This window comes from Acinetobacter parvus DSM 16617 = CIP 108168 (assembly GCF_000368025.1).
Classification (GTDB): domain Bacteria; phylum Pseudomonadota; class Gammaproteobacteria; order Pseudomonadales; family Moraxellaceae; genus Acinetobacter; species Acinetobacter parvus.
Window position 1 is genome coordinate 1,314,690 of sequence record NZ_KB849212.1, and the last position, 19,255, is coordinate 1,333,944.

At 41.8% G+C, this 19,255-nt stretch carries 14 protein-coding genes, 2 tRNA genes and 3 pseudogenes; 9 read left to right on the forward strand and 10 right to left on the reverse strand.

The window, feature by feature from the left end; all coding sequences use genetic code 11:
* Positions 1–103: 103 nt before the first annotated feature.
* From F988_RS12960 to F988_RS12970, 3 genes and pseudogenes are all read left to right on the forward strand, one after another.
* A tRNA-Ser gene (locus F988_RS12960) sits at positions 104–193 on the forward strand.
* Between the two features lie 182 nt (positions 194–375).
* Positions 376–876: pseudogene (locus F988_RS12965) on the forward strand (tyrosine-type recombinase/integrase); the annotation flags it as partial.
* Positions 877–983: 107 nt separating this feature from the next.
* A tRNA-Thr gene (locus tag F988_RS12970) sits at positions 984–1,059 on the forward strand.
* Positions 1,060–1,109: 50 nt separating this feature from the next.
* Here F988_RS12970 and F988_RS12975 read toward each other — a convergent pair.
* The 5 genes and pseudogenes from F988_RS12975 to F988_RS12995 all read right to left on the reverse strand — a co-directional run bounded on the left by F988_RS12975 (position 1,110) and on the right by F988_RS12995 (position 6,098).
* Positions 1,110–1,943, reverse strand: coding sequence for an SAM-dependent methyltransferase (locus F988_RS12975; RefSeq protein ID WP_004683490.1), 834 nt, complete (start codon positions 1,941–1,943; stop codon positions 1,110–1,112).
* Positions 1,944–1,945: 2 nt separating this feature from the next.
* On the reverse strand, positions 1,946–3,244 hold the full coding sequence (locus F988_RS12980) for an FAD-dependent oxidoreductase (RefSeq protein ID WP_004683492.1): 1,299 nt from the start codon (positions 3,242–3,244) through the stop codon (positions 1,946–1,948).
* Positions 3,245–3,683: 439 nt separating this feature from the next.
* Positions 3,684–3,854: pseudogene (locus tag F988_RS12985) on the reverse strand (hypothetical protein); the annotation flags it as partial.
* 234 nt (positions 3,855–4,088) lie between these two features.
* The gene (gene ssb / locus F988_RS12990) at positions 4,089–4,685 is read right to left on the reverse strand and encodes a single-stranded DNA-binding protein (protein ID WP_004683493.1); all 597 of its coding nucleotides are present in this window, start codon (positions 4,683–4,685) and stop codon (positions 4,089–4,091) included.
* A 51-nt stretch (positions 4,686–4,736) separates the two neighbouring features.
* Positions 4,737–6,098 (reverse strand): MFS transporter, encoded by a 1,362-nt coding sequence (locus F988_RS12995; RefSeq protein ID WP_004683495.1) that lies wholly within the window; start codon positions 6,096–6,098, stop codon positions 4,737–4,739.
* 228 nt (positions 6,099–6,326) lie between these two features.
* Here F988_RS12995 and tenA point away from each other — a divergent pair, with 228 nt between their 5' ends.
* Positions 6,327–7,001, forward strand: coding sequence for a thiaminase II (gene tenA, locus F988_RS13000; RefSeq protein ID WP_004683496.1), 675 nt, complete (start codon positions 6,327–6,329; stop codon positions 6,999–7,001).
* Positions 7,002–7,146: 145 nt separating this feature from the next.
* Here tenA and F988_RS13005 read toward each other — a convergent pair whose 3' ends face one another.
* Together F988_RS13005 and F988_RS13010 are read right to left on the reverse strand one after the other, a co-directional pair.
* A complete protein-coding gene (locus F988_RS13005; protein ID WP_004678971.1) occupies positions 7,147–7,500 on the reverse strand; it encodes a DUF1304 domain-containing protein in 354 nt (117 codons plus the stop codon).
* 54 nt (positions 7,501–7,554) lie between these two features.
* Positions 7,555–8,127, reverse strand: coding sequence for a DUF2939 domain-containing protein (locus F988_RS13010; protein ID WP_004683497.1), 573 nt, complete (start codon positions 8,125–8,127; stop codon positions 7,555–7,557).
* 211 nt (positions 8,128–8,338) lie between these two features.
* On the opposite strand from F988_RS13010, the gene uvrA reads away from it, so the two are divergent.
* From uvrA to F988_RS13025, 3 genes are read left to right on the forward strand one after another with little or no spacing between them, the layout of a single operon-like run.
* The gene (uvrA, locus tag F988_RS13015; protein ID WP_004683499.1) at positions 8,339–11,173 is read left to right on the forward strand and encodes an excinuclease ABC subunit UvrA; all 2,835 of its coding nucleotides are present in this window, start codon (positions 8,339–8,341) and stop codon (positions 11,171–11,173) included.
* A gap of 29 nt (positions 11,174–11,202) precedes the next feature.
* Positions 11,203–12,120 carry a hypothetical protein gene (locus F988_RS13020; protein ID WP_004683501.1) on the forward strand — a complete coding sequence of 306 codons (918 nt, stop codon included), beginning with the start codon at positions 11,203–11,205 and terminating at the stop codon, positions 12,118–12,120.
* Positions 12,117–12,728 carry a hypothetical protein gene (locus F988_RS13025; protein ID WP_004683502.1) on the forward strand — a complete coding sequence of 204 codons (612 nt, stop codon included), beginning with the start codon at positions 12,117–12,119 and terminating at the stop codon, positions 12,726–12,728. Before F988_RS13020 ends, F988_RS13025 begins: the two co-directional genes overlap by 4 nt.
* Positions 12,729–12,731: 3 nt before the next feature.
* Here F988_RS13025 and F988_RS13030 read toward each other — a convergent pair.
* Positions 12,732–14,449: pseudogene (locus F988_RS13030) on the reverse strand (GGDEF domain-containing protein).
* Between the two features lie 333 nt (positions 14,450–14,782).
* Positions 14,783–15,622 carry a class D beta-lactamase OXA-279 gene (locus F988_RS13035; RefSeq protein ID WP_004683508.1) on the reverse strand — a complete coding sequence of 280 codons (840 nt, stop codon included), beginning with the start codon at positions 15,620–15,622 and terminating at the stop codon, positions 14,783–14,785.
* A gap of 711 nt (positions 15,623–16,333) precedes the next feature.
* Here F988_RS13035 and omp33-36 point away from each other — a divergent pair.
* Positions 16,334–17,230 (forward strand): porin Omp33-36, encoded by an 897-nt coding sequence (gene omp33-36, locus F988_RS13040; protein ID WP_262450922.1) that lies wholly within the window; start codon positions 16,334–16,336, stop codon positions 17,228–17,230.
* Positions 17,231–17,345: 115 nt separating this feature from the next.
* On the opposite strand, the gene F988_RS13045 is transcribed toward omp33-36, so the two are convergent.
* A complete protein-coding gene (locus F988_RS13045; RefSeq protein WP_004678977.1) occupies positions 17,346–17,996 on the reverse strand; it encodes a response regulator in 651 nt (216 codons plus the stop codon).
* A gap of 349 nt (positions 17,997–18,345) precedes the next feature.
* On the opposite strand from F988_RS13045, the gene msuE reads away from it, so the two are divergent.
* The gene (gene msuE / locus F988_RS13050; protein WP_004683512.1) at positions 18,346–19,086 is read left to right on the forward strand and encodes an FMN reductase; all 741 of its coding nucleotides are present in this window, start codon (positions 18,346–18,348) and stop codon (positions 19,084–19,086) included.
* Positions 19,087–19,255: the final 169 nt, after the last annotated feature.

The window sequence follows — 19,255 nt, forward strand, 5'->3', positions numbered from 1 at the left end:
GAGCGTTATAGCGCAATATTATCACTAGCCAAAAAGTTTTTCTGCAAATCTATGCTGTAACAACTTGGCAGCTCGCTTTTTTTTGGTTACTATCGCACACCTTGGTGAGGTGTCCGAGTGGCTGAAGGAGCACGCCTGGAAAGTGTGTATACGTTTGCGCGTATCGAGGGTTCGAATCCCTCTCTCACCGCCAAGATTATTTCAGACGACATCCGACGATGTCTGAAAAGCTTAAATCCAAAGGGTTTAGGCTTTTTTTATTGCCGCACAGAATCCGACCTCATCCGTTGCAATCCCCCATATTGTGGGGGATAATTGGGGGACAAGAATTAGATGTAAATAATCGTCCCCCAATCTGTACGGATATCGCTCAAAATGCTGACGGATGCTCAAGTTAGAAAGATAAAACCACTTGATAAGAAAAAACGTTATTCAGATGAAAAAGGACTGTATTTAGAGGTCACTCCATCGGGTGGAAGATTCTGGCGTTTAAAATATCGGTTCAATGGTCGTGAAAGCACTTTAACCATTGGAAGCTATCCAGAAATATCCCTTGCTCAAGCTCGCCGTGCTCGTGATGAAGCACGTATTCAGCTTTACAATAATATCGACCCAAATGCCGTAAAAACCCAACGCTTACAGCAAATGGATGAAAGTACTCTTTTCAAATCACTTGCCATGGAATGGATGGAAGATCGAAAAGCCGTTATTAAAGAAACAACTTACCTACGTGATTTGTCTGTATTTGAAAAAGACCTTTTCCCTGCATTAGGTGATATGCCGATTGACCAAATCAAAGGTAAAGATGTTCTTGCCTGCGCAAAAAAAATTGAAGAACGTGGTGCATTAGAGATGGCGAAACGTTCAATTCCTTTATTCATCCCATAGATTTTGATCAATTAAAAGCCATTAAACTATCAAATTCATTTGTTTATTTTTTCGCTTGTTTTTTTAACCAGATTATGTAAAATTCACGCCACGTTGCCGGCATAGCTCAGTTGGTAGAGCAACTGACTTGTAATCAGTAGGTCCACAGTTCGAATCCGTGTGTCGGCACCATTAAATTCAAGAAAGGCTTAAACTTTTAAGGTTTAAGCCTTTTTTATTACCTAGTTTTTAACTGCACTCACCTGAACATAACGCACCAGACCATCTTGATAGAGTTTTTGGCACAACTTGGCCGTCATTGCTATTTTGAGTTGGGCAAAATCAAAAGCCTTGTTCCTTGGTCTTGGTGACCGTGTATCAATATATTGGGCAAAACCTTTCAAAACTGGCTCTGAAAAATCCTGAATGACAATGTCCTTAAAACCACGCTTTACCAGTATTTGAGAAAGCTGCTGCTCGTCCATCAAATGCTGCCATCTCACATCAGCACCTTTTAACAGATAGCAATATTGCTGTTTGTGTAGATAGGAACAATGTTGCCAATCATCCGACCACATCAAATAATGAAAGGCAATTCGCCCTTTTGAATTCAAAACAAAAGAAACTGAATCCAGAAATAAATTCAATTCACTGTGATACGCAGCATCAACACATACGGCCACATCAAATAAATTTAAAAAGTGCAGCGGCCTTAAATTCAAAAAAGAACCACAGATGCTTTGCACCTGTGGCAATTCCTTTTGAATTCGTTGAATGCAATCTTTCTGTAATTCAACTGCACTCAATTGTTCAATATGATAATGATTAAGCCAGTGCAATAAACTGGCACCTTGCCCACAACCAAGGTCTAAAACACGATCTGTCGACTTGAGCTGAACAGATGCCGCGATCTGATCAGCTAGGTTTTGACATGCCAGTGGATAGTTATGCTGTTGACCTTGCCAATACCCCAGATTGCTCCAGGCAAGCAATGTATCATCACCCAGCCGTTTGGCATCAATTGCATATTTATGCCCAATGACTTTTTCGATGAATGCCTGTCTAAAAGTCGCCATGTTTAGTACCCGAGTTCAGGTGCCACCTTGACTTTGGGTTTAAGCCCAACAAAAGGCAATGGCGCACCCAGGATTTGGGCAATATGCATGGCAGAGGTCACGGCGGACTCTAAAATTGGCAGGCCATCACATGACCATGAACCACAGTAAAACACCTTACGGTTCAACTGTAGGTGTTGTTGCTGAATTTTTTTGTTCAATGCCACGGTTTCCGAATCCACCACCGCACGGGTCAGTTTCACTTTGGAAATAATTTTCTTGGGATCAATCTCAATCACAGGACACCAGGTCTGGAAAACCGCATTCTTACCGACCAGACTGGGTTCGATGGAATTAATCCATACCGTAAATTGCTGGCGTGTAAACTTTCGGTCCATCATATAACTGAGTACTGCCCAATCCTTACGGCGCTGAGGCATGACAATCGGGTCAGTGTGAATCACCAAATCCCCCTGTTCAAACCTAAACTGTTTTAACAGGGCAATATCTTCAGCAAATTGTGGCTGCTTGAGGAAACCCTCAATGGCAGGCGTTGGGGTGGCAATCACCACACGGTCAAATAACTGGCTTTCGCCCAGCGTATTTTCAACCCTTACCTTGTCTCCCTGCTCTTCAACTTTCTGAACCGCCGAACCACTATAAATGCTGATTCCCGCGATTAGGCGATCCACCAATGCAGGTGTGCCCCCTTTCATACGCAACAGTGCCTCACCCTCAGTGAGCTGGCGAATAAATTCCAGTAAAGGTTTGGCAGGCCATTCACCAATCGTTTTTGGATGACAGGTGCAAATTGTATAAAGCACTGGCATTACCGTGCCGTGCCAGAACACTTCCTCAATATGGTACTGATTCATGAACTCAGCCAGGGTAATGTCCTGATTGTCCGACTTAAAGAACTGGGTGATGGCGGTCTTGAGTTGCAGCATGCCCTTGACCAAACGCCAGCCATACTGCTGGATGCCCTTGCGGTTGTTGATAATCGGAAAATTGCCAATACGGCTACGCGAGGTGGTCAACCATGTATCGGTTTTATCTTCAAACAGCCAGCTACAGGCCATAAAGGTTCGTACTGGAAAGGTTTCTATGCCTAAATAGGTTGCCAGACTGAGCGTGTTTTTCCAAAGCTTCGGATTCATCACCCGTAATGGCGCGTCAATCAGGCCTCCTTCAAAATCAATACTGTGACTATCCATGCCTCGACCAGAGAGGGCCTCAAAGATAGTCACCTGATGTCCAGCATCCTGTAGGATTCTGGCGGCAGCAAGCCCTGCCATTCCACTGCCAATAATTGCAATATCCAAAATTATGTCCCATCAGTTGATGATTTTTCTTGATTATGACTGATCATCGGCTCAAACGCCGTATTAAAAAATACCAGATTCAGCATTTAGGCCAGAATTTTGTCGACCAATTATTTGTCGGTTACATTTACATTTTGACAAAAATTGATTTTACACGCTAAATAGATGAAAAATAAAACTTTATTAGATCAAAACCCACAAAAACATACAGATCGTCCTTTATATATCCATTTTTGCACTATACAGGCCTTTGCAAAGCATAATTTTAGCGCTATTCTGATTAAACAATAATGAGAACAGAGTGACATAATAAACTGTACAAGAATAAGTGACCAAATATTAAAAAAATCAATAGAGAACCTTATAGCGAGAGCCCATCAGTCAAACAGAGTGATGGGCTTTCTTATATAAATAGCTGATTTATCCTAGTTAATAGCTCTCCATGATGCTCAGTTGTTGGGGCAAAACCGTAAGGCGCCGCATAATCCAGCAACAGGAAAGGACTGATGCTTTGCCCTAGGCGATCATAGGAAAACAGGTTGTAGACTGGGAAGCCATCACCCACCCAATGCATGTACTTATTTTCATAGATACCAATAATCTTTTTCATCTCTGTACTCCTATTCATTTAGAAGTTCTGGTTTTGGGTTTGATTTTACGCCTTGCAAGTTCAGGCTTATAGCTATGGAAATACAACACATGGTCCTATGTACAGAACAAGGTATGTTTGTGAGAACCGAAGTCAAATATGAATGAGACAATCTCCTGGAAAAGAAGAAGCTAATGAAAATAAAAAAGGCATAAAATTTAATTTTATGCCTTTTCTTGAGGGTTCTACGATGATCTAAAATGGTAAATCATCATCTAAATCCGCAGGGGCAGCCGCCGCAGGTTGTGGTGCTGCTTTTGGTGTATTAAAGCCATTGCCCGCCTGTGGGCTACCTGCATAGTTGCCCTGGTTTCCACCAGCAAAGCCACCGCCTTGACCATAACCATTCTGGTTATTGTTAAAGCCCGTATCCTGGTAAACGCCACCCTGATTGTTATTGTTGTTAAATCGTGGCTGGTTGAAGTCATTGCCACCCGCAACCCCCTGTTCACCTTGCTGACGTGAATCTAGCATCTGCATTTGGTCACCACGGATTTCGGTGCTGTAGCGCTCCTGACCATTCTGGTCCGTCCACTGGCGTGTGCGCAATGAACCTTCAATATAGACTTTTGAGCCTTTACGCAGGTATTGTTGTGCAATCTCACCCAAACGGTTGGGCAGCACAATGCGGTGCCATTCCGTTTGTTCCTTACGCTCACCTGAATTCTTATCTACCCACGACTCACTGGTTGCAATCGAAAACTGGGTTAATGATCCACCATTTGGAAAGGTTTTAGTTTCTGGATCTTTACCTAAAGTACCGACTAAAATAACTTTATTCACACCACGCATTAGCTGTCTTCATCCTATGTATTTCTGTGTTTTACTTTATAAGAGTTATGCTTAAATGGCTACCTCTTTGCCCAACAAGTGCGTTAAATCTTGTCGCCCAGCATCATCAATACACTGTTTATCGACCTTAATATAGGCAACCTGCTGTTCGGGCATCACCACCACTTCTTCAATACCACGAATTGCCAATAGTTTTGAAGTCCATTCATCTGTTTGTACCCCCTGAGGCAGGGGCAATACAATCGAGGATAAATATCTTGGCTGCGCCAGCCCAAAACTAATCAGCAGCCATAGTATAGCAATCCCCGCCAGCACACTCCACCCGAGCGCAGTATTCTGTAACATCAAAAGCTGTCCACCCAGCGTACCGCCAAAGAATGCGCCCAGAAACTGGCTGCTGGCGTTTATCCCCATTGCGGTGGCCTTAGACTGGATGGGTGCCGCCTTCGACAGCCATGAGGGCAACAGGGCTTCCATCACGTTGAACGCAATAAAGAAAATGCCCAGCCCAGCCAGCAGTACATATTTGGATTCATAACCGAAGATCAGGATCAGCAAACCACCAATAATCCCCGCAATTGCAGACAGGAAAATGCCTCGCATCTTGCGGTATTTTTCCGCAATGATGATGCTTGGAAAGGCAAAAAACAGGCTAATCACCAATAGTGGCAAATAGACCAGACCATGTTTGGCAAGTGGAATCTGCGCATATTCAATCAACTGTGATGGCACATAGATAAACATGGCTGTTAACAACAGGTGCAGGGCAAAAACCGATACATGCAAACGGTTCAGGTCTCCCATCTGCATCACCTGCCTCAGTTGATTCAGATAGCCCTGCTGAAAGTTTCGATGATGTCGGGTCACTTTCGGAACCAATAACAACATCAGGATTGCCGCCAGTCCCATCAGCGTGGTGACAAAAAATAATCCTGAAATTCCCACAATGCTGGTCAACCACGGTCCCAGACTGAATGCCACTACAAAGGACAATCCAATGCTCATGCCCATCGCAGCCATTGCCTTGGTTCGCTGCTCCTCACGGGTGACATCCGCCAGCAATGCCATCACCACCGCTGACACCGCACCCGCGCCTGCGATGGCACGCCCAATAATCACCCCATAAATGGTGTCAGAGAAGCCAGCAATGGCCCCGCCCAATGCAAACAGCAACAGGCCCAAAACAACCAGGGATTTTCGGCTAAAGCGGTCGGCCAACAGGCTGAATGGAATCTGCAGGATTGCCTGGGTTAGGCCATACACCCCGACAGCCAAGCCAATCAGGGCTGGCGTTGCATATTGATAGGATTGTCCTGCCACTGAAAACACAGGAATAATCATGAACAGGCCCAACATGCGTAAGGCAAAAATGCTACTTAGGGCAAAGGTTGAACGGCGTTCTAAAGCATTCATTGTTGATAAGACACTGTAACTGACTCAGCGAATTATAAGTCATTCGCCTACAAAGGTTGTAAGGAGATGATGAAAAAATCTGGCAGAAAATTCCACAGCGTTTTTGAATTTATCTGGTTCAACTGAAAATAGGCTTAAATCTCCCAAGGGATTCAAAACAAATGCCCGTCAAGATTCTGCTATAGTTTGAAAATCATTGATGGAATAACACTCGCATAGGCTCAGTTCATGACGTTTTCCCAAGAGGTTTGGCAACGTAATCTCGATTTATATCAAAAAATATTGGCACTACCTTTTAATCAGGAGCTTGCCGCTGGCACACTAGACAGTAAGGCGTTTTGCCATTATGTCATTCAGGATGCACATTACTTACTGGCTTATGGCCGCGCACTGGCTGTTGCGGCAGCAAAGGCCTTTGACGCAGATGACGTGATCCAGTTTTCCGAGGCCGCCAAAATTGCGATTATTGTGGAGCGCAGCCTACATAAGGATTTCATGCAGGCATTTGGCATCACTAAAACTGAGTTTGAAAGCACGCCTTTAACCCTTGCCTGTCATCATTACACATCGTTCCTGACTGCAACGGCCTGGTCGGAAAGCTACCCTGTGGTTTTAGCCGCCCTGTTACCTTGTTTCTGGATTTATGCAGAGGTTGGCCACGATATTGTCAGCCAGTCTGTGGAAAATAATCCCTATCAGGCATGGGTGGATACCTATTCAGGTGAAGAGTTTCATGCAGCCGTACGCAATGTGATTGCAACCGTTGATAAAGTGGCCGCACGCTGTGATGCGGATACTTTGGCAAAAATGCATGCAGCCTATAGCATGGGTGCAAAACTGGAATGGCTCTTCTGGGACAGTGCTTATCAGCAAAGAGAGTGGTTGGGGTTGGACCACGCCTAAAACAATTGATATAGACGTAAAAAAAGCCCCTATTCGGGGCTTAGTCGTATATCGTATTGTCCGATATACTGTATGAGGCTCATCTCAAACTGAATGCATTAAAGCATAAATAAAGTTGAATAAATACTTTTATTGTTGAGCCTTATCAAAAAAGATTGACAACAATTAAGGTGATCAATGCAGGTACAGCCTGAATATAAATAATCTTTTTACTGGCGGTCAGCCCGCCATAAATGCCTGCAACCAGCACACAGCCTAAAAAGAAGTTGGCGATTGCAACTGCACAAGCTGTGGGTGCCAGTAATGACCAGAACAAACCTGCTGCCAGAAAGCCATTATACAGGCCCTGATTTTGTGCCAGAACCTTGGTCAGTTGAGCTTTCTCTAATGTATTGCCGAAAGCCTTTAAACCGTAGGGTTTATCCCATAAAAACATTTCCAGCACTAAAATATAAACATGCAATATAGCAATCAACGCAATTAAAATTGTTCCCAACATTTTATTTGTTCCTTGTTCTACCGCTTATACAATGGATTTAAATGCAGCACTGATCTATTTCAATTGCTCAATCGGCAATACGATTTGTGTGACTTTCCAGCTTAAGCCTTGTCGCTGCATTGTGACTGTAACAGGAGGTTTTGGATACGGATATTGAATCTGGACCACAAAACGATTAAATGCCTGATATTTACCTCGATAAGACAGCTTTTCCTTTGCTTGCGCTCCTGCCTGTGTTTGCTGTTGTTCGGATTGTTCAGGCTGGGTTTGAAATGGCAAACTTTCTTTTAGCTTTTTTCCCTGTAAAAGCATGGCAACTCCTTGCGGACTGACCATCACATCCACCATTTTATCCACCATCGAAGACGCCAGTAAGGCACCGAAAGCGGCAAAGCCACCCTCCGATGCCTGTGCATGTTCTGGAAATTTCTTTACGAGTTCGGTATTCAACTGATCCTTGATTCCCTGTCGAACACTGGGAAAATCAACATAGGCTGCCAGTGCTGCACTGTCTTCATTCTTCAATGCCTGACGGATTTGGTAAATTGCCAGATAGGGAGATGTATATACAAAAGCGAAAATCAGTAGAACAATCGCAATAATAGAAACTTGCAGTTTTTTTGACATGATGCCCTCAATTTTTGGAATTTATTTTTGAATAAATGGTCTGTAAATCTCAGCGATAAGCCTTTGGGCCAGATAAGAATTTCATGTTAAAAACATATTTGAAATCATTAATCCGACACAATCTGACGTTTAAAATCGTTTTGTTACAGCTTGAACAGTTTTAAATCGCTATTATATACACGTTTTATTCGCACAATTTCGAGATGTATTTATGAGTCAAAGTCATATCCGTATTCGAGGCGCACGTACCCATAACTTAAAGAATGTGTCACTCGATATACCACGGGACAAATTTGTGGTGATTACGGGACTTTCTGGCTCAGGTAAATCATCACTGGCGTTCGATACCCTGTATGCCGAAGGTCAGCGCCGCTATGTTGAGTCGCTTTCAGCCTACGCACGCCAGTTCCTGTCACAAATGGAAAAACCTGAGGTCGATTCAATTGAGGGCTTGTCTCCTGCGATTGCGATTGAGCAAAAGTCGACCAGCCACAACCCACGTTCAACGGTGGGAACCATTACCGAAATCTATGACTATCTGCGCTTGCTGTATGCACGTGTCGGTACGCCATACTGTCCTGAACATGACCTGCCAATGGTGGCGCAGACCATTTCCGAAATGGTTGATGCAGTCAAGGCACTGCCCGAAAGCACGGCACTGATGCTGCTTGCACCTGTGGTACGTGAGCGTAAGGGTGAATATAGCCAGCTATTTGAACAGTTACAGGGACAAGGCTTTGTTCGTGCCCGTGTTGATGGTGAAATCATTGATATTGATAGCCCGCCTGAACTGGACAAAAAGAAAAAACATACCATTGAAGTGGTGGTGGACCGCTTTAAGGTACGGGATGACCTTGGCAATCGTATTGCAGAATCCTTTGAAACTGCTCTACGTTTAGGCGGTGATATTGCGGTTTTATCGTGGATGAATGGCGAACATCCTGAACGGGTTTTCTCTGCAAAGCACTCCTGTCCTGAGTGTGACCGTGCGGTGGCTGAACTTGAACCACGTTTGTTCTCATTCAACAATCCATTTGGTGCCTGCCCTGTCTGTGATGGTTTAGGGACGCGTAGTCATTTCAGTGCAGAAAAGCTGATTCCAAACACTGAGCTTTCCATCAGTCAGGGTGCAATTCGTGGTTGGGACAGACAACGTCCTTATTACTACACCATGCTGCAAAAAGTCGCTGATCACTTTGGCATTAGTCTGGATGAGCAGTGGAATAAGCTGGATAAGGACACCCAGAAAAAATTCCTGCAAGGCACAGGCAAAGAGAAAATCGACCTGAGTTATATTGATGAACGTGGTCGTAAGCACAACCGTGTGCAACCGTTTGAAGGAATCCTGCCACATCTGGAACGTCGTTACCGTGAAACCGAGTCAAACTACGTTCGTGATGATCTGGCGCAATATCTTTCCAATGCCGCCTGTGATGCCTGTGGTGGTTCACGTCTGAATGAAATCTCACGTCATGTTCGGGTCAAGGATAAAACCATTGCACAAATCACCAAGATGTCAATTGGCGATGCAGAAAACTACTATCAGGACCTGAATCTTGAGGGTGCCAAAGGTGAAATCGCCGATAAAATCTTTAAGGAGATTCGTGAGCGTTTACACTTTCTGGTTAGTGTTGGCCTGAATTATTTGAGTTTGGCGCGTTCCGCCGAAACCCTGTCAGGTGGTGAGGCGCAGCGTATTCGTCTCGCCTCACAGATTGGTGCGGGTTTAATGGGCGTGATGTATGTGCTTGATGAACCGTCCATTGGTTTGCATCAACGTGATAATGATCGCCTGTTACAAACCCTGATTCGCCTGCGTGATCTGGGCAATACCGTACTGGTGGTCGAGCATGATGAAGATGCGATCCGTGCAGCTGACCATATCATTGATATTGGCCCAGGTGCGGGGATTCATGGTGGTGCCATCATTGCCGAAGGAACGTATGAGGAACTGGCCAACCATGCCGACTCCCTCACAGGTCAGTATTTATCAGGCAAATTAAAAATTGAAGTGCCAAAACAACGTACCCCATCGCCACGCCCAAATGAGGTGATCAAGCTGTCTGGCGCTAGTGGCCATAACCTGCAAAATGTCGATCTGACCATTCCATTAGGTATTATGACCTGTGTAACAGGCGTTTCTGGTTCTGGTAAATCAACGCTGATTAACCGTACCCTGTTGCCTTTGGCTGCCACGCAACTGAATGGCGCAACCACACTCACTGCGGAAAAATTTGATTCGATTGATGGCTTGCAGCATCTGGATAAAGTGGTTGATATTGATCAAAGCCCGATTGGGCGTACCCCACGTTCCAACCCAGCCACCTATACAGGTTTATTCACCCCGATTCGTGAATTGTTTGCGCAAACCCCTGAAGCCAAGGCACGGGGCTATAGCGCAGGCCGTTTCTCATTTAACGTGAAAGGCGGACGTTGTGAAGCCTGTGAAGGCGATGGCATGATCAAGGTGGCGATGCACTTCCTGCCTGATATGTATGTGCCTTGTGATGCCTGTCATGGCAAGCGTTATAACCGCGAAACACTGGAAGTGGGTTATAAAGGCAAAAACATTTCCGATGTTTTGGAAATGACAGTCGAGGATGCGGCAGAGTTCTTTAGCGCGATTCCCGTGATTCATCGTCGTCTGGAAACATTGATGCAGGTGGGCTTAGGCTATATTCGTTTGGGTCAGGCAGCAACCACACTTTCAGGCGGTGAAGCACAAAGGGTAAAACTGGCGCGTGAACTGGCAAAACGTGATACAGGTAAAACCCTGTATATTCTGGATGAACCGACCACTGGCCTGCATTTCCATGATATTGCCAAGTTGCTGGATATCCTGCATGAGCTTCGCAACAAGGGCAATACCATTGTGGTGATTGAACATAATCTGGATGTGATCAAGACGGCTGACTGGGTGATTGATTTAGGGCCTGAAGGTGGTTCTGGTGGTGGTCAGATCATTGCCGAAGGTACACCTGAGCAAGTCGCTGAGGTTGAGATTTCACATACGGGGCATTTCTTAAAGCCGATGTTATTGATATAGTAAGAACATCTTTTAAATATAGATTTAACATGGAAGAAATTTTTTTAAAAAAGTATCACCATCGAACATTCATAGTTATGGTGATACTTTGTCTTTGTACATATACTTTGTTTCGTTTCTTTTTATTACCATTCATAGATGAAAATGAAAAAATAACTTTAGCTAAATTTATAGGAATTCTATTAGACACTTTAATAGCTTCTTTTCTTATTACTATCATTATTAGTTATTTCATCTGGTTTATCACACCTAAAAAACATCTTAAGTCAACCATATCTGTGATTGAGCCTAAAGAGATAAATCAACTACTTAAACAAAATACATTTTCAACCAAAAAATGGATTTATAAAGGTACATGTGGGCGCTTTACTAGAGCAATGACATTACCAATATTGGCTAAATATGCTCGAGAAGATAGTTTAGGACGTACAATTGATATATACCTTCTCAATCCATTAAATGAAAGACTTTGTAAAGATTATGCTATCTACCGTAGTGGCTTAAAATCTGGCTCAAAACAACAGTGGACACAAAAAATTGTTCAAGAAGAAATCCTAGCGTCTACTATTAGTGCTCTCAAATATTCCAAATGTGAGCCACTATTAGATGTTAGATTGTTTTATCTTGATACTTTTTCATCTTTTAGGTTTGATATTTCAGATGAAGTAGCTGTTGTTACTAAAGAAGACCCTATGGCGAGTGCGTTATCTGCATCGAAAGGGTCTTATTTTTATGATTCATATCTAGAAGATATTCGAGTTATTTCAAAACATAGCCAAAAAATTGATTTATCTAATGAAACAAATATAGAATTAGATCAGAATCTTAGAAAATGTTGTATCGAGTTATTAATCAAAAATTATTTTAACTTTGATACACAAAAATTAGCTATAGATTATAATTCTATAGCATGTAAAGTTAATTCTCCTTCAGATCCATATTCATGAATTTCAAAATAAATCACAAAACAGATATTGATGCAGAGCAACTTTTTCAGTTTATTTTAGATAATAGACTAAAAATTACGACACATCCTTTGGGATTTTACTGCTGTAGAATTTCTACAGGAGCTAGTAGCGATATAAGATTACATTTTTGGGATAAAAATCTTTTATCTCAGGAGTCTTTCACAATTCACACTCATCTTTTCGATCTTGAAAGTTATATTTTATACGGATCATTAAAAAATACTATTTTCGAATATTCCAAGGAAAATAAAGGTCTCCGATGCTCCGTGTATCAAACAAGCTATAATGGCAATCAATCAATTATTAAAGATCAAGAAACTCTTAGTTTTCTTTTTATAGATAGTGAGACAATTTATAATGCAGGTGATACTTATTCTTTAAAATCACACCAAGCACATAAAAGTGAATTAATTTCACCTTACGCTATTTCATTGATGACTACACTAAAGCATCAAGCACACATAGCTTATGTTTTCGGCACATCAGAACTTCAAGACGAAAAGTATATCGAGTATCATCGCCGTGAATTAAATCAAGTCGAATGTTATGATTTAATTACAAAATTTAGAAAAATAATCAATCGATAATAATTATACCACTACATTCTTACCTCTGGCTTTCGCTTTTAACAACGATTGATCTGCTTTTTCCAAAAGCTCTAACCAACTCTCTGCACCAATAGCCACTCCAATACTGACAGAAACCTGAATCGCCTTCCCCAGACTTGTAACAACGATATTTTGCGTAGCAATCCCTAAGCGAATACTTTCCGCAATCGCTTTCGCTTCCTCCATTTGAATACTCTCGATCACGACCAAGAACTCATCACCGCCATAACGCACGATAAGATCAGAAGCACGCACATGTTGCTTGAGTTGATTAGCAACCATTCCGATCACCTCATCGCCAACCAGATGCCCGTATTGATCATTTACATACTTAAAATGATCAATATCGATTGCAAACACACATGTCTGAGATAGCGCATTCGGCTTAGCAGTCAAATCATTAATATATTCTTCTAATGCCAATCGATTTGATACACCCGTAAGCGTGTCGGTATTTGCAATTTGCTTGAGTTGCGACTCCATCAAATCACGCTGTTTAAGCATGACTTTTAATTTATTAATCGCTTCAAACAAGGTATAAAACTCATGTTTTGATTTCTGACGAGAAGGTGGCTCATGCATCGTATCCGATAAACCCAAAATCATCTCACGTGCTTTAATCAAAGGGCTAAACACCTTTCTCTTGGTATAGATCATCGTAAATAAAGCAATTAATAAAGATAAGCTTGAAATAGATAGTGTAAAAAATACTGTTGTTTGGCATTTTTATTCTGTTGTGTTGCGATAAGCACACTGTAATCCAAAATATACTTTTGTAGATCGATGACGGTGGTGTATTTATCAACAATTTGCTCTGTCAGTTGCGTCCCTGTTAAAAAATACGTTTGATTATTTTGACTTTCATCCAATAATCTACGGATGATAGGTAATCCTTGCTCTAAGAACTCCGTTCTTACACGTTGGTGTAATCGAATGTAATCTGAAGTTTTCATATATTGCGGTTGAATGACATCAACCAAGGACCAAAGATATCTAGCCTGATGCTCTGTTTGCAAAGTCCTTGCACGGTTTATATCAGAAATTTTTTCAGAAAAAGTAATCGGTGCCATAACATTCGATGCAACTCGTCCTGCCTGATCACGCATATCCGTTAGAATCAATATTGAAATAAAATAGTTCGACATCTTACTGTCTTTACTTTTCGACTGCGCCATCAACTCATTAAGAAGCTCACGACTGTTATCCCAAACACTAAACATTGTTAAAATGGCATGATCTAGTTGCGGTGATGTTCGTTGAGACTGTGGTATTTCCGCATAAGCATCAACGATTTTACGCGCATGCTCTAATTTTACTTTCAAATCAGTTTGGAGCTGTGTTGCTACTGAATTAAAACCTGCTTGATTTAAAATAGATACTGTTTCATTAATCTGCTCATCAACGACTAATCTAAACTCTGCCAATTCCTGTTTATTTTTTACTATTTCTTCTGATGTACTTGACATAACCTTATTTGCAGGTCCGCGCTCTCTGGAAATCTTATTCGCTGTTTGGACTAATGCACGTAAACTGGTGATTTCACTCAAAACCTGATTTGTTTTATTATATTCTTGAAAACTGTTAAGAATTAAAGGAATAGAAATATATAGAATGGATAAAATAATAATCGCCATGCAAACAAAAAGTCGAAGGCTGATTTGTTCTGAACGTAATTTAACGCGCCTTAAGTTACGCCCCATTAACCCACCTTGTCTTTTTCAAAAAAGCCATTCCGATGTATTTTTAAACAAAAAATGATTTTACCTGTGTTTTCTCAACCACAGCAACTTTTTCAATTTTCTCAATATCATTGATCAAATCACCTAGCAGCAAGACTATTGAATAAATAGATTCTAAAGATAAAAATTATCAATTTCACAAATCAGGCTTGTCCGCACATAATTTAATCAAGCCAAGCAATATCTGAATCTGTACTTTTAACCCTCTAGGATGTTTTCTCCCCCAAATATAAACATCCTATTTCCAAGCCCAACTTTTTCGTTAAAGTTGGGCTTTTTTTTAAGAAAAAGATTTTATTGCGTCTCTAACAATTTCAATTGTTGTAATGCCTGATAAACAATCGCTTTACGCGCATCGCCCTGCTTAGAATTATTTATTTGCATATTTAAAGAAAATGCAATCACCTGCCCATTCGGTTGCTCAATCCAGCCTGTCCACCAACCTACTTGGGGCGTTACATCCATACCCCAACCACTTTTGGCATAAATTTTGGTTCCTTTAACTTCATCAACCAAAACCATCTGTTTCACTTGTTCCTGCACAGATTGATCAAATGTAAGCTGCTTATGAGCCAAAGCATAAGCAAATTTGACTTCTTCAACGGGGGTAATCTTCAGTGGACCAACCAACCAAAAATCATCGACTTGCGTTCCGATCTCAGCATTGCCAAAGCCCACTCGCTTCACTTCGTTCGCCATCAGCTCTAAACCAATACGTCGAGCCAATTCTTGATAAACAGGCACTGCCGATGCCTGCATCGCCTCAGCTAAGGTTAAATCTTTTTCCCAGCTCGCAAAAGCACGCTTTTTGCCATCCCATTTAAACACTTCGTTTGGCGAACTTTTGTGATGCTGTATCCCAATCAGAGCATTTAACATCTTGAAAGTTGAGGCTGGAATATAAGCTGTATTCGATCGACTCAGCGCATTGCCATATTCTTGAAGTGTTTGCCCATCATATGTAACAAATACGCCAACAGTTTGAGCATGTTGGAATAAAGAAGCGATCTCGGTTTGGTCGTGTTTTTTTGACACGGCGCTTTGAGTTGGGGCCTGCAAATTTTGGCAACCTAGCAACGTCAGTCCAATCATTACAGATGCGCAAAGGCCAAGATGTTTTAGTATTTTTGGCATAAGAAAAGCAGAAGTCGAGTATAGATTTGATTACTATAAACCTTTTGTATTATTCGCTCTGTATTGTTATCTCATCTATAATAGGAAAAGAACAGACAAAAAAAAGCTCAACCTTGGGGAAAGCTGAGCTAGTAAACTACAAATACACAAAGAAAATGTTCCGAGATCGTAAAATGCAAATTACCTATCTCTTGCTTCACATTATGTGAACTATACCTCACAATGTAAAACCGATTAAACAAATTGCATTTAAAAAACTAATCGGTAAATCAGATTTAACCTTTAAATCATTTCTTTCTCATTTTTAAATTGATCATGATTTCATCAAAAATTATTCGCTATTTTTTGTATAGTTCATCGCAAAATTATTAAAAAAATATGTTTAAACCACACTTTTAATGGCAAAATTATGACACAAGCCAGCACAAGTTGAATGTAAAAAACGATTGATACAATCGAATTAACCAATCAAACAAATCTCATACAGCACTTAAAAATGATCTTCCGCCTTAGCTATAAACAATTATATCTATTTGTTAATTATAACTTTTATTTAGCGTTGACAACAAACTTTGCTTTTGTTTGTTTTTTAAACAAAATGTGGTCAGTGTTTCACCCTTCGTCGGAGGCTTGGATTTATGACATTGACATCATACTTTGTTACAATACAATGACCCCAATTTAACTCAATCACTGTTAAAGCTGGAAATTATTATGAAAAAACTCGGTTTAGCCACTGCTTTATTATTAGCCATGACCGGTGCTAACGCTTATCAAGTTGAAGTTCAAGGTCAATCTGAATTTTTAGATACAACTGTAAATGACAAAAACTTTACTGGTGCTGGACAAGCAACTTACTACTTCAAAGATGTAGACGCTTCTAAAGGTCCTTTAGCTGAAGCTGCGTTCTTAAACCACGCATCTAATGTTTCTGCTGCTTACAGCTATACTAAACATGATGGTGATGAAGTTGTAACTTCTGAAACTCAATCATATGGCGCAAAAGGTGAAGCTTACATCCCTACACCATACCTACCGGTATATACAAGCGCATCTTATAGCCACACTAAATCTAAAGTTGACGGCGAAAAAGACAATGGTGACCGCTTCGCATTAGAAGTTGGTACTATGCTTACTCCTAACTTCTTAGTTGCTGTTGGTTATACAAACATTGCTGACCAATTTGCTTTAGATGCAAACAGCGTACTTTCAAGCGGTATCGTAAAATCAGTCGCTCAACCATTAGTGATTGGCGAAGACCAAGATGCAATTACTGCACGTACTAAATATGTAGGTAACATCGACGGTACAAACATGGCTGTAGGCTTTGAAGCTGGTCTTGTTTATGGCGATACAACTGCATATGAATTAAAGTCTGACCTTTACCTAACGCCTAAGTTAAGCGTTGGTGCTTCTTATGCAGAAGTAAGTGCAAGCTCTAACCCAGCAAGTGACAAATTCTCTCCAATCAAATCTGCTTGGGGCGCGAACGTAAACTACTTCATCACTCCAGCGGTTGCTGTTGGTGCAAGCTACGTAAATGCAAATGCAGTAAATGCTGACTTAGATACGCAAACTGTTGGCGTAAACGCGAAGTTCCGTTTCTAAGATTGAATTGCGGTTCTATCCAGAACCCAGATTGATCATAAAAAAACCAGTTCATTTTGAACTGGTTTTTTATTTTAGAAGAATCGGAAAAGTCTTTCAGTTCCCAGCTACAAGACTACATCTTTTTGTCTTCGATATTTAAGGCACTGATTGCCAACACTGCCTGAGTACGGTTTTGTACGCCAAGTTTACGGAAAATGGCGGTTACATGCGCCTTGATGGTTGCCTCGGAAACTTCCAGGTCATAGGCAATCTGTTTATTTAGCAACCCCTCAGCCACCATCATTAATACGCGGAACTGCTGCGGCGTCAGTGACTGTAAACGCTCTGCCAGTGCGGTTTCGTCCGCAGCCCTTGGGTCAAATCCTGCATGAGTCGGTAAATTCGGTGGCAGCCAGATCTCACCCTCCAGCACCTGCTTAATGGCCTCGCCAATATGGCTTGGGTGTGAGGATTTTGGAATGTATCCCATTGCTCCGTGTGCAATTGCCCGCTGGATAATCGACACTTCCTCATGGGCAGAAACAATAATGATCGGAATCGCTGGATACTGTGCTCGTACATACACCAGTGCAGAAAATCCAGAGGCACCTGGTAGATTCAGGTCCAGCAACACCAGATCGGGTTCCGCCCCATGTTCCAGACGCGCATAGAATTCGTCAACATCAGCAGTTTCCTGAATCTGTGCCTGTGGCAGGCTATAACGAACCGCTTGAATCAACGCATGTCTAAATAAGGGATGATCATCTACAATTAAAATATTCATAAGTGCTTTACGCAATCTGTAAGTACGTCAATGTACTGTGTTTATTCAAATTCAATCTATCCTAGCCTATTTTTAAATAAACCGCAGGTCAAGCACAAGACCTGATTTATTTCCTTTTCCAGCAAAATAAATCGAATATTTATATAATCCATATCCTATTTATTCAAGAATAAAGCCCTTAAAGAAATATTGAATAGAAACATGCAATTAAAACCAACTAAATTCAAGCCTATCATTATTTTTAGATATATCGATAAAAAAGATAAGCTTGCAGCATTTCCTTATTTTACAGCCAGCATATTCAGGTAGATAAATAGGGGCAATTCAGGAAAACTGCCCAGGCCCAACCATGCCAAATCACCAGACAATCGCCACTCCCCTCAACATTGTTGCCGTTTCAGGCGGGCTAAATAGTCCCTCTAAAACTGAAAGTTTAATTCAGGCCATCCTTGATGAACTTTCAGAAGCAATCAGCATTAAGGTGCATTTCATTAAACTCAGTGAAATTGGTCCTTTATTGGGTGGCGCCATTTACCGTAACCAACTACCACAGCGTGTACAGGATGACCTTGCCGCAGTTGAGGCGGCAGATGCCCTGATTGTGGGCACACCCGTTTACCGTGCATCATTCACTGGTTTATTTAAACATTTCTTCGACTTTGTTGAACAGACTGCTTTAGTCGATGTTCCTGTATTGCTGGCGGCTTCAGGTGGTAGTGATCGGCATGCACTGGTGCTGGAGCATCAGCTACGTCCGCTATTTAGCTTTTTTCAGGCACAGACCCTACCGATAGGCGTATATGCCACCGATCGGGACTTTACACCTGAATACACGGTAAAAAGTGAGCAACTGTCAGACCGTGTGACCCTGGCTGTAGCGCGTGCCTTACCAATTCTGGAGTGGGCACCTGCCAAGGGTCAGCGTGCGGCGGCAACCAGGGCAAAAACCGAACAGGCCAACCAGAATCTCGGCATTAACAAACAGATTGAACAGGCGGATGTACTCCCCTCAGCGGCAGTACCTGATCTGGATGCGGCAGAATCACGCCTCCATCCAAAACCACAAAAAAATCTAAACCACGTTGCATAAAGAAATAATTCGTTTTTAGACTTGATAAGAAGAAAAATAAAGTAATGGCAAGTATTATTGCCCCAGGACTCGGCTTGGGGCTTTTTATTTTCGGCAGGTTTCAATTTTCCTGGCTGACCATTAAATGCTGCTCTTGACATCCTCCCCGACCTAAAGGACGGGGATTCCT